The 12,737-nt window shown below is 73.8% G+C and carries 2 protein-coding genes; one reads left to right on the plus strand and one right to left on the minus strand.

The features are described 5' to 3' along the window. Positions 1-124: 124 nt before the first annotated feature. Positions 125-10,672: an SDR family NAD(P)-dependent oxidoreductase gene (locus ACWPQI_RS13050; protein ID WP_474738375.1), complete on the minus strand. Its 10,548-nt coding sequence runs from the start codon at positions 10,670-10,672 to the stop codon at positions 125-127. Positions 10,673-11,220: 548 nt separating this feature from the next. Between ACWPQI_RS13050 and ACWPQI_RS13055 the strand changes: the two genes are divergently transcribed. Then, positions 11,221-12,603: an aldehyde dehydrogenase family protein gene (locus ACWPQI_RS13055; RefSeq protein WP_010595361.1), complete on the plus strand. Its 1,383-nt coding sequence runs from the start codon at positions 11,221-11,223 to the stop codon at positions 12,601-12,603. Positions 12,604-12,737: the final 134 nt, after the last annotated feature.

A 12,737-nucleotide genomic window follows, 5' to 3' on the forward strand; every position in this document is an offset into this window, starting at 1 on the left:
GCAGGTCGCCGTCCTGCGGCAGCGCACTCGCGCAGCTGCGACGGTGGCCCCTCCGTGACCGGAGGGGCCGGCGTTCGTTGCGCAGACCACCTCCTCCGCGGTCACTCGGAGACCGCTCGCCGGCTCACAGACCCCGGTCGATGATGTCGAGGATCTCGTCACCGGTCGCGGCGTGAATCCTGCCGACCGTGTCGGCGCGGCTCCCCTCGGCTCCCTCGAGGTCGGCCAGCAGGGCTTCGAGCCGCCGCGCGACCGCCGCGCGTGCCTCGTCGTCGGCGCCGAGTTCGGCGACGGCCGCCCGCAGGCGGTCGATCCCGGCGACGGCCACCGACACCGGATCCGGGACCAGCTCGGCGCGCAGGAACTCGGCGACGGCCCGGGGACTGGGATGATCGAACACCACCGTCGGCGGCAACCGCAGACCGGTCGCGGCACCGAGATGGTTGCGCAGGGCGACCGCGGCGAGCGAGTCGAAGCCGAGTTCCTTGAACGCCTGGTCGGGATCGACCGAGTCCGACGCATCGTGGCCCAGGACTGCGGCAGCGCCGGCTCGCACCAGCTCCAGCACGAGGTGCCGCTGTTCCGGCACCGGCCGCTCGGTGAGCCGCTGCGCCCACTCGGACGGCCCGGATCCGTTCGGTCCGGACACGGCCGACCCCGATCCCGCCGCGCGGGGCCGCGACTGCCGCACGAGTCCGCGCAGCGGGGCGGGAACGGACGGCCCGGCCGGATCGGGGTGCTCGAGCCGGGCCCCCACCACCGCGGGGGCGTCGCCGGCGACGGCACTGTCGAACAGGTCCAGGGCGTCGGCCTCGCTCATCGCAACCAGACCGCTGCGGCGGGCCCGGGCGAGATCCCCCGCGCCGAGCCTGCCGGTCATGGCGCTCGGCGGTGCCCACATTCCCCACGCGATCGACACCGCGGGCAGGCCCTGGGCTCGCCGGTGCTGGGCGAGGGCGTCGAGGAACCGGTTCGCCGCCGCGTAGTTCGCCTGCCCGGGCGCGCCGAGGACCCCGGAGAGCGACGAGAACAGCACGAAGGCGTGGACCCGGGCGGTCAGCCGGTGCAGGTGCCAGGCCGCGTCCACTTTCGGCCGCAGCACCGCGTCGAGCCGGTCGGGAGTGAGCGAGGTGAGCGTGGCGTCGTCGAGGACACCGGCCGCGTGGATCACCGCGGTCAGGGGGTGCTCGGCGGGGATCCGGGCCAACAGCCCCGCCAGTGCCGCCTCGTCGGCGGTGTCGCAGGCGACGACGGTCACCTCGGCGCCCGCACCGCGCAGTTCGCGGCACAGCCGGTCACTTCCCTCGGCGTCGGGTCCGCGCCGGCTCGTCAGCACCAGGTGCCGCGCCCCGTGTGCGCTGACGAGGTGGCGCGCCACCGACGTTCCCAGCGTGCCGGTGCCGCCGGTGACGAGCACGGTGCCGCGGGGATCGAACAGCGGTCCGGACCGCTCGACGGCCGGCATGCGCCGCAGTCGGGGCACGAGCATCGTTCGGTCCCGGACCGCGACCTGCGGTTCCCCGCTGGCCACGGCCGACGTGATCGCCACGTCCACGTCCGTCTCGCGGTCGAGGTCGAGCAGCACGAACCGCCCCGGGTTCTCGTTCTGCGCGGAGCCCACCAGACCCCACACGGCCGCAGCCGCGAGGTCGACGTCGTGCCCGTCGGCCTCCTCGCCGGTGGCCGCCGCGTTGCGGGTGACGACCACCAGCACGCTGTCGGCGAACTCGGCGTCGTCGAGCCAGTCCTGCAGCAGTCGCAGCGTCCGGGCGCACAGGCGGTGGGTCGCCTCCGGCCCCGGGTCGCCGTCGGTGCCGCATCCCACCAGCACCGTCCAGGGCCGCCCGTCGTCGGGAGCGGCTGCCCTCGCGGTGCGCAGCGCCGCCGCGTCGGGACAGCGCGGGAAGCTCGAGCCCAGATCCGCGTCGCCGAGCACGACCAGCGGCCCGGGCGGCGGCGCGGACGGGACGTCGTCGATTCGGGTCCAGGCCAGCCGGTGCAGTCGCCGCGCGCCGGACGGGCCCGCGCCGTGCCCGTCGTCCGCCCGGGGTGTCACGTGCAGCGCCTCGACGGTCAGCACCGGCGCGCCGTCGGCATCGGCGGCGACGACGCGATGCCGCCCGTCCTCGCCCGTCCCGAACCGCACCGACACCGCCCGCGCACCGGTGCGGTGGAGCCGGGTTCCCGACCAGGTCAGCGGCCAGTCGTCCGGGCCGAGGACGGGGTCGAGCGCCGCCTGCAGCAGGTGCGGATGGATGCCGAAGCCGCTCGGGTCGAGGTCGTCGTCGAGGCGCACCTCGGTCGCGGTGTCGCCCGGGAGCCGGTCCGGTGGCGCTGCGGGCACGTCGTCGACGGTCGCCGACGCGTTCCGCACCCAGGGGCCGTCGGCCGGTCCGATGTTCGACGAGACGGTGACGGTGCGCGCGCCGTCGTCGCCGGCGGGCGACACGAGCACCCGGATCGGCAGCAGCCCCGCGGCCGGGAGGACCAGGGGGTGGTGCAGCGTGAGAGTGGCGATGCGCTCGCACCCGACGTGGTGGGCGGCGTGCAGGGTCAGCTCGACCAGGACGGCTGGTATCAGCGTCTGCGGAGCGTCGGTCGGTGGAGCGCCGTCGTCGGGCTGCGGCGCCGCGAGCGACGAATCCCGGTGCCGGGACAGCGCTCCGGTGAACACGGTGGTGTCGTCGTCGAGGGTCACGGCCGCGCCGAGCAGCGGATGCTCCGCGGGGCTCAACCCCAGCTCCGTCGGATCACCGCTGGTGCGTGCGGGCGCCGACGGCCAGAAGGAGCGGCGCCGGAAGGCGTACGTGGGCAGGTCCACCGGGCGGCCGGGCAGCACCCGATCCCAGTCGATCGTCAGGCCCTGCACGGACGCGGCGGCGACCGCCTCGACGAACCCCCGGGCGTCGTCCCCGCGCCCGGGCAGCGCGGCGATCGGGTGCGCGACGACCTCGGCGGCGTGGGCGGCCAGGCCCGCGCCGGGTCCGATCTCGACGCAGCGGGTGACGCCGAGTTCGGCGAGGGTGCGCATGCCGTCGTGGAAGCGCACGGCGTCGCGGAGGTGCCGGCGCCAGTACTGCGGTGACGTCAGTTCCTCGGCCGTGGCGACGCGCCCGGTGAGGGTGGAGACGACGGGGATCGTCGGCGGCTGCGCCGCCGTGCTCGACACGACGGTGGTGAACTCGTCGAGGACGGGGTCCATCAGCGCCGAGTGGAATGCGCGTTCGACCCGCAGCGGGGTGACCGGGATCCCTGCGGTGGACAGTTCGGCGGCGACGGTGTGCACGTCGGCCGCGGCCCCCGCGAGCACCACGGATTCGGCGCCGTTGACCGCGGCGAGGTCGACTCGGCCGTCGATCCGCGACCGGATGTCCTCCGGGCGTGCCCGGACGGCGATCATCGCCCCGGGGGCGGTGGCCTGCATCAGTCGTCCGCGCGCGGCCACCAGGGCGGCGGCGTCGGGCAGGCTGAACACGCCCGCGACGTGGGCCGCGGCGAGTTCTCCGATCGAATGCCCGATCAGGTAGTCGGGTGTGAGGCCCCATTCCCGCAGTAGTCGGTAGAGGGCGACCTCGACGGCGAACAGGGCCGGCTGGGTGTACTCGGTGCGGTCGAGTTTCGCGGCGGCGTCGTCCGCGTCGCCCCGGAGCACCTGCCGGATCGGGGTGTCGACGTGTTCGTCGAGCGCGGCGCAGGTCTCGTCCAGGGCGCGGGCGAACACCGGGTAGGTGTCGTAGAGGCCGCGGCCCATTCCGATCCGCTGCGCGCCCTGGCCGGTGAACATGAACGCCGTCTTCCCACGGGTGCTCGTCCCGGTGACGGCGTTGCCGCCTGCGCGTCCCTCGGCGAGGCGGGTCAGGCCGTCGCGCAGGTCGGCGAGCGTCTCGCCGGTGACGGCGGCGCGGTGCGTGAAGCCGGACCGGGTGGTGGCCAGCGAGTAGGCGAGGTCGGCGGGGTCGGGCGGGGACTGCGTGTCGAGGAGGTCGGTCAGCCGGGCGGCCTGCGCGCGCAGCGCCTCGTCGGTCTTGGCGGAGAGCACCCACACCAGGGGCGACGCCGGCCGGGGCGGGGCCGGTGGGGCGGCGACGTCGGGGGGCTGCTCGAGGATCAGGTGGGCGTTGGTGCCGCTGATGCCGAACGAGGAGACGCCGGCGCGGCGGGGTCGTCCGGTCTGCGGCCACGCGATCGGGTCGGCGAGCAGGGCGACCTCGCCGGCGGTCCAGTCGACGTGCCGGGTCGGGGCGTCGCTGTGCAAGCTCGGCGGCAGCACGCCGTGCCGCATCGCCATCACCATCTTGATCACGCCGGCCACCCCGGCCGCCGCCTGGGAGTGGCCGATGTTCGACTTCACCGACCCCAGCCGCAGCGGCCGGCCGTCGCGTTGCTGCCCGTAGGTGGCGAGCACCGCTTGGGCTTCGATCGGGTCGCCGAGTGTCGTGCCGGTGCCGTGGGCCTCCACCGCGTCGATGTCGGCGGGGTCGAGGGCGGCGTCGGCCAGCGCCTGCCGGATCACCCGTTCCTGCGACGGACCGTTCGGGGCGGTGAGGCCGTTGGAGGCGCCGTCCTGGTTGACCGCGGAGCCGCGGATCAGGGCCAGCACCCGGTGGCCGTGGCGCTGGGCGTCGCTCAGCCGCTCGAGCACGACCATGCCCGCGCCCTCGCTGAGCCCGGTGCCGTCCGCTCGATCGGAGAACGGTTTGCACCGCCCGTCCGGGGCGAGTCCGCGTTGGCGGCTGAACTCGATCAGCACGCCGGGGGTCGCCATCACCGTCGCCCCGCCGGCCAGCGCGAGGGTGCATTCGCCGTCGCGCAGTGCCCGTGCCGCGAGGTGCAGCGCCACCAACGACGACGAACACGCGGTGTCGACGGTGACCGCGGGACCGGTGAAGCCGAGCGAGTAGGCGATCCGGCCGGAGGCGACGCTGTTGCTGGTGCCCGTCATGAGGTAGCCCTCGGCGTCGGTGTGTCGCCGGGTCATGAGGTGGAATCCGTAGTCGCCGCCCATCATTCCGACGTACACGCCGGTGTCGGTGAGACCGGGTGAGTTCGGCGGGATTCGCGCGTGTTCCAGTGCTTCCCAGGCGCTTTCGAGTAGCAGTCGGTGTTGCGGGTCCATCGCGACGGCCTCGCGGGGGCTGATCCCGAAGAACGCGGCGTCGAACCGGTCGGCGTCGTGGAGGAAGCCGCCGGCCCGCATGTAGGTCGTGCCGCTGCGCTCGGGATCCGGGTCGTACACCTCGTCGAGGTTCCAGCCGCGGTTGTCGGGGTACGCGCCCACGGCGTCGCGGCCGTCGCGGACGAGGCGCCACAGCTCGTCCGGGCAGGAGACCCCACCGGGGTATCGGCAGGCCATTCCCACGATCGCGATCGGGTCGTCGTCGCGGTGCCGGCGCGCCGCGGGGGCCGGGTGCGGGTCGTCCTCGGGGCCGAGCAGCCGGGCCGCGATCTCGCGGGCGAGCGCGTCCGCGGTGGGGTGGTCGAACACCACCGTCGCGGCCAGCCGCACCCCGGTGGCCGTCGTCAGCTGGTTGCGTAGCTGCACCGCGGTGAGCGAGTCGAAGCCGAGGTGCTTGAAGGCACGCTCCGGATCGATGGCCTCCTTCCCGTCGTGGCCGAGCACCGCCGCAACGTGCGTGGTGACGATGTCGAGGACCCGGGCGTGCCGCTCGGCGGGGTCGAGCGCGCGCAGCTCGTCGGCGAGGCCGGGGGCCGACGGGGCGGCCGCGGCGCGCCGGCGGGACGGGCCGAGCACTCGGCGCAGGATCGGGGGAAGGGCCTCGCCGTCGGGCCTGCGGGAGGGCGTGGAGAGCCGTATCGGCACCGTCAACGCACGGTTCGCGGCGAGTGCCGCATCGAACAGGGCCAGCCCGGCCTCCGGGGTGAGGGTGTCTATGCCGGTGCGCTGCAACCGATCCAGATCGGCCGCATTCAGATGGGCGGTCATCCCGCTGGGTCGGTCCCACAGCCCCCAGGCCAGGGACAGTCCCGGTAGCCCCTCGGCGCGGCGGTGCTGCGCGAGCGCGTCGAGGAAGACGTTGGCCGCCGCGTAGTTCGCCTGGCCGGCGCCGCCGAGCACACCCGCCGCGGAGGAGAACAGCACGAACGCCGCGAGACCGCGATCGCGCGTGAGCTCGTGCAGATGCCAGGCACCGTCCACCTTGGGGCGCAGGACGGCGTGCAGCTGGTCCGGAGTCAAGGTGGCGGCGGTGGCGTCGTCGAGCACCCCGGCGGCGTGGACGACACCCGACAGGTCGGGGACCGCATCGAGCAAGGCCGCCACCGCGGCTCGATCGGCCACGTCGCAGGCCACGGCGCGGATCTCGGCGCCCGCGTCGGCGAACTCGGCGCGGAGTTCCGCTGCCCGCTCGGCGCGGACCGTGTGTCGGCCGGTCAGCACGAGCCGGCGCACCCCGTACCGCCGCACGAGGTGACGGGCGACGAGCCGGCCGATGGTGCCGGTGCCGCCGGTGACGACGACGGTGCCGTCGGGGCCGAACGGCACCGGATCCCCGTGCGGCGCATCGGTGGTGGGCGCCGCCGGCGCGAGCATGGGCGCGAGGAGTGTCCCGGCGCGGACCGCCAGTTGTGGTTCGTTGCAGGCCAGGGCCGCGGACAGCACACCGGGATCGGGAAGGTCACCGGGCGGCCGGTCCAGGTCCACCAGGGTGATCCGGTCCGGGTGTTCGTTCTGCACCGCACCGATCAGCCCCCACACGGGCGCGGCGCAGACGTCGATCGGTTCGTCGTCGGCGACCGTCACGGCGCGCCGCGTCGTCACCAGCAGTCGGGTCTCGGCGAGACGGTCGTCGGCGAGCCACGCCTGTACCGCCCGCAACGCCGCCTCCGCGGCGGCGTGCGCGCGCGTCGGCACGTCGGGTTCGTCGCCCGGTTCCCCGGCCAGCAGCAGGGTGCGGCCGGCGGGATCGCCGCCGGTGAGCGCCTCCCCGAGCGGGGTGAGATCCGCCGTCGGCGCGGCGCCGGCGTCGACCGGGATCCACTCCACGCGGTAGAGGCCGGTGCCGGTCGCGGCGGCCGGGGTGCGCGGACCGGCGAACGGCCGCAGCGCCAGCGACTGCGCGGTCAGCACGCGATGGCCGGCGGTGTCGTACGCGGCCACCCGGTACCGTTCGGGTCCGGCCGGGGCGATGTGCACGCGCAGGGCGACGGCGCCGACGGCGTGCAGCTGCACGTCGTCCCAGGCGAACGGCAGCCGCAGGTCGCGGGCGCCGGCCGCGGCGGCGGCGAACGCGATCAGGTGCAGTGCCGCGTCGAACACCGCCGGATGGATCCCGTACCCGGCGACCGTCGCGGCGGGGTCCTCTCCCCCGAGGCGCACCTCCCCGTACAGGTCGTCACCGCGGCGCCACGCCGCGCGCAGGCCCCGGAACGTCGGCCCGTACCCGTATCCGGTCTCGTCGAGCGCGTCGTACAGGCCGCTCACGTCGATCGGCGTCGCATCGGCCGGGGGCCACGGCCGGATCGGAACGGGCGCGGTGTGTACCGCCGCCGTGAGGGTGCCGACGGCGTGCCGGGTCCACGGGGTCTGCGCCGCGGCGTCCGCCGGACGGGAGTGCACCGACACCGTGCGGTGCCCGGCGTCGTCGGCGGTGAGGACGGCGACCTGCACCGCGAGCTCCCCACCGGTGGGAATCGCCGCGGGTGTCTCGAGGGTGAGTTCCGCGAGACGGCTGCAGCCGGCGCGGTGCCCGGCGTGCAGGGCGAGTTCGACGAACGCCGTGCCGGGCAGCACGACGGTGCCGTCCACGGCGTGCTCGTTCAGCCACGGCAGTCGGTGCGGCGACAGCACGCCGGTGAACACGGCGCCGCGACCGTCGCCGAGCTCGACCGAGGCGGCGAGCATCGGGTGGTCCCCGGCGTCCATGCCGGCTGCGGCATCACGTCGGGGCGCGCCCCCGTCCAGCCAGTAGCGGCGATGCTGGAAGGCATACGTGGGCAGGTCCACCCATTGCCGGTGACCGGCGCGGCGAGCCCACCCGACCCGGCCCCACTCGATGTGCGCCCCGGACACGTGTGCCTCGGCGAGGGCGGCGGTGAACTGACGCAGGCCCGCCCGGTCGCGGCGGAGGGTGCCGAGGGCGCGACCCGCGACGCCGGCCGCGTCCAGGGTCTCCTGCAGCGGCACGGTCAGGACCGGATGGCTGCCCGACTCGACGAACAGCCGGTACCCGTCGCGGGCCAGGGACCTCGTCGCGTCTTCGAAGCGCACCGGTCGGCGCAGGTTCCGGTACCAGTAGTCGGCGTCGAGTGCGGTGCCGTCCATCACGTCCCCGGTCACCGTCGAGTAGAACGGGATCCGCGAACGCTGCGGGGTGATCGGGGCGAGAGCGTCGAGAATGGGCCGGCGCAGCACCGAGACGTCCGCGCAGTGGGAGGCGTAGTCCACGGTGATGCGCCGGGCCTGGACACCGTCGGCCTGCCACCGCGCGACCAGCACCTCGAGGGCGTCGCCGGGGCCGGACACGACCGTCGCGGCCGGACCGTTGATCGCCGCCACCCCGACGGTCCCGGCCCAGGGTTCGATCTGCTGCCGCACGGCGTCCGCCGGCAGACCCACCGACGCCATGCCACCGCCGCGGCGGGCCGATTCCGTGATCACGCGGCTGCGGGCCGCGACGGCGAGCGCCGCGTCGGGCAGGGTCAGCGCGCCGGCGACGTGGGCGGCGGCGATCTCGCCCTGCGAGTGTCCGACCACGGCCGCCGGTTCGACGCCGTGTGCCTGCCACAGCCGCGCAAGCCCGACCATCACCGCGAACAGCGCCGGTTGCACGACGTCGGCCCGGTCCAGGGCGGACGGATCGCGGTCGCGGAGCACGTCGAGCAGCGCGAACTCGGTGTGCGGGGCGAGGGCGTCGGCGCACTCGCGCAGGCTGTCGGCGAACAGCGGGGAGGATTCCAGCAGTGCGGTGGCCATGCCGACCCACTGCGCGCCCTGCCCGGGAAAGACGAACACCGGCCGGTCGCCCGCCTCGACCGCGACGCCGGTGATCACACCGGGGTCGGGGGCGCCTCGGCCGAGCGCGTCGAGACCGGACAGCAGGGCGCGCGGGTCGGCGCCGAGCACGGCGGCGCGGTGGTGGAAGGTCGCGCGGGAGGTCAGCAGCGGGCCGGCCACCTGCGCGGGGGTCAGCTCGGGGTGGCCGGCGACGTAGTCCCGCAGCCGGTGCGCCTGCGCGCGCAGCGCCGGTTCGGTGTGGCCCGACACGAACCAGGCCACGACGTCGTCCGAGCCGTCGGTCCCCTCGGGGGGCGCGGCGTCCGGCGGTGGGGCCGGTTGTTCCAGCACGACGTGGGCGTTCGTGCCGCTGATGCCGAACGAGGAGACCGCCGCGCGGCGGGGCCGGTCGGTCGCCGGCCATTCCCGGTTCTCGGTGAGCAGGGACACCGATCCGGCGGTCCAGTCGACGTGGGGGGTGGGACGGTCGACGTGCAGCGTCTTCGGCAGCACACCGTGACGCATCGCCATGATCATTTTGATCACGCCGGCCACTCCGGCGGCGGCCTGGGTGTGCCCGAGGTTCGACTTCACCGAACCGAGCCACAACGGCCGGTCGGGGGGCCGATCGCGGCCGTAGCCGGCCAGCAGGGCGGACGCCTCGATGGGATCGCCCAGCGTGGTGCCGGTGCCGTGGGCTTCGACCGCGTCGACGTCGGCCGGGCCGAGTCCGGCGTCGGCCAGGGCCTGCCGGATCACCCGTTCCTGGGCCTGCTTGTTCGGGGCGGTCAGGCCGTTGCTGGCGCCGTCCTGGTTCACCGCGCTGCCGCGGACGACGGCGAGGATCCGGTGGTCGTTGCGCTGGGCGTCGGACAGGCGTTCCAGCGCGAGGATCGCGACGCCTTCGCCCCACGCCGTGCCGTCGGCCGCGGCGGCGAATGCCTTGCAGCGCCCGTCTCGGGCCAGTCCACGCTGCCGGCTGAACTCGACGAACACCGCGGGCGTCGACATGACGGTCGCCCCGCCGGCGAGGGCGAGTTCGCACTCGCCGTGGCGCAGCGCCTGCATGGCGAGGTGGACGGACACCAGGGACGACGAGCACGCCGTGTCGACGGTGATCGCGGGTCCGTTCAGTCCGAAGCTGTACGCGACACGACCGGAGGCGACGCTCATCGCGGTGCCGGTGATGAAGTAGCCCGCGAGTTCCTCGGGCGGGGCGCCGCCCGCCCGTGCCGAGTAGTCGATCCCGGACAGACCGGTGAAGACGCCGATCTGCCTGCCGTGCACGGATCGCGGATCGATGCCGGCGTGCTCGAAGGTCTCCCAGCTCGTCTCGAGCAGGAGTCGCTGCTGCGGGTCCATCGCCAGTGCTTCGCGAGGCGAGATGCCGAAGACCTCCGGGTCGAAACCCGCCGCATCGTCGAGAAAGCTGCCGTGCACCGTGTACGTCCGGCCGGCCTGCCGGCCCGTCGGATCGTAGAGGTCCGCCGCTTCCCAACCGCGGTCCGCGGGGAATGCGGCGACGGTCTCCGTACCGGATTCCACCAGGTGCCACAGGTCCTGTGGGGAGCGGACCCCGCCGGGGAACCGGCACCCCATCCCGACGACGGCGATCGGTTCGCGGCTCACCCCCTCGACCTCGCGAAGCTTCTCCCGGGCCTGATAGAGCTCTGCGGTCACCCGTTTCAGATAGTCGAGGAGCTTCGCATCATCGGCCATAATCGAGCTCCAATCCGAGAGCCGTCGTGCCTGCGCCGAGAACTCGATGGTATCCGCCGCCCCCCACCCGGACACAGCGATCTGCTCGTGCGAGTGTGACCGGTGCGGCGTGCGAGACGACTGTGGGCGCGCCTCGGACGAATACCGTCCGGAGCGCTCGGGGACCTCCGCGGCCTTCCGATCGAGTTGCTCGTCGGGCTCTTGCCGCGCACCGACGTGGGCCGACCGACACGTATCCGCAGGGCACCAGCGGTCCTAGACTGTGGCGATGGGCATCGCTCCGGATGTCAGGGCGCAGAGCCGGATGTCAGGGCACCGAGCCGGATGTCAGGGCACCGAGCGTCGGCGCGGCACCGCCCGACTCGGTGCCACCCGCCGCCGCGGGCTCGGGCCGCCGCCCGGGTGCTGCTTGCGCCGGCGCATCGCGACGGCCCGCACCCGAGGTTCTGTCGTCGTCGACCTCGCCCCGGCCGCCCGTGTCGCCGTCCGCCGTTCCGCCGCGACAAGCCCACCGCACATCAACCCTCGACTTTCGCCTGGAGGACCCCGTGACCGTCACAGATACCGACACATCGGCAGAACTGCTGGCCCGGCTGCGGAAGGCCTACGCGACCGGACGCACGCGCGATGCCGAATGGCGCATCCGCCAGCTCCGCGGCATCGAGAAACTCGCCGACGAGCGCGAGGCCGAGATTGCGGCCGCCCTACAGGAGGACCTGGGCCGAAACGCGGTCGAAGCCTGGCTCGCCGACCTCGCTTCCACCCGGGCCGAAGCCGCCTACGCCCGCAAGCGGGTCCGGCGCTGGATGCTTCCTCGACCGAAGCCCTTGTCGCTCAACCAGTTTCCCGCGCTCGGCTGGGTGCAGTACGAGCCGATGGGAGTGGTCCTGATCATCGCACCGTGGAACTACCCGGTGTATCTGACGCTCGGTCCGCTCGTCGCGGCAGTGGCCGCCGGGAATTGTGCCGTGATCAAACCGTCGGAACTGGCCCCCGCCACGTCCGCGCTGCTCGCCCGGCTGATTCCGCACTACCTCGACCCGGAGGCCGTCGTGGTCGCCGAAGGCGATGCCGAGCTCACCCAGAGTCTGCTCGCGCAGGGTTTCGATCTCGCCCTGTACACCGGCGGCACCGAGGTGGGCCGCAAGATCATGGCCGCCGCCGCCCCGCAGCTCACGCCGGTGATCCTCGAGCTCGGTGGCAAGTCTCCCGTCGTCGTCGCCGAGGACGCCGATCTCGAGGTCACCGCGCGGCGTATCGCCTGGGTCAAACTCCTCAATTCCGGACAGAGCTGCATCGCGCCCGACTACGTACTGGTCGAGCGGTCCGTCCGCGACGCGCTCGTCGACACGATCGTCGACACGATCGCCCTGTTCCGCAGCGAGGAACCGCAGCCGGGGATGCGGGTAGTCAACCAGCGTCACTTCGATCGGCTCGAGGCGTATCTGGAGTCCACGACCGGGCGCATCGTCACCGGCGGCAGGTGCGATCGTGACTCTCTCACCGTCGAACCGACCGTGATCGTCGATCCGGCACCCGACGACGCCGTCATGACGGACGAGGTCTTCGGGCCCATCCTGCCGATTCTCACCGTCGACTCGGTCGACGCAGCCCTCGACTTCGTCGGTGCCCGCCCCAAACCCCTTGCAGCGTACGTGTTCTCCAAGTCGCTGAGCACCCAGAGGAAGATCACGCAGCAAATCAGCGCGGGTGCCGTGGTGATCAACCACGTCGGCATGCACGTCCTCGCGCCACAACTGCCGTTCGGTGGCGTGGGTGCCAGCGGAATGGGGGCATACCACGGACGCTACGGTTTCGAGGCGCTCAGCCACCGCAAGGCGGTGCTCGCCAAACCGTTCCGTCCGGATCCGGCGATGAACTACCCGCCCTACACCCAGGCTGCGCTGAAGATCATGCGGCGACTGTTCTGAGCGGTCCCCCGACACCCTCCGGAACGGAGGACACCGACACCCTCCGGAACGGAGGACACCGACACCCTCCGGAACGGAGGACACCGACACGGCCGAGGACGGATCGACCGGTCGCGTCGGCCCCGACGGCTCGG

This window comes from Rhodococcus sp. LMD (genome assembly GCF_056108245.1).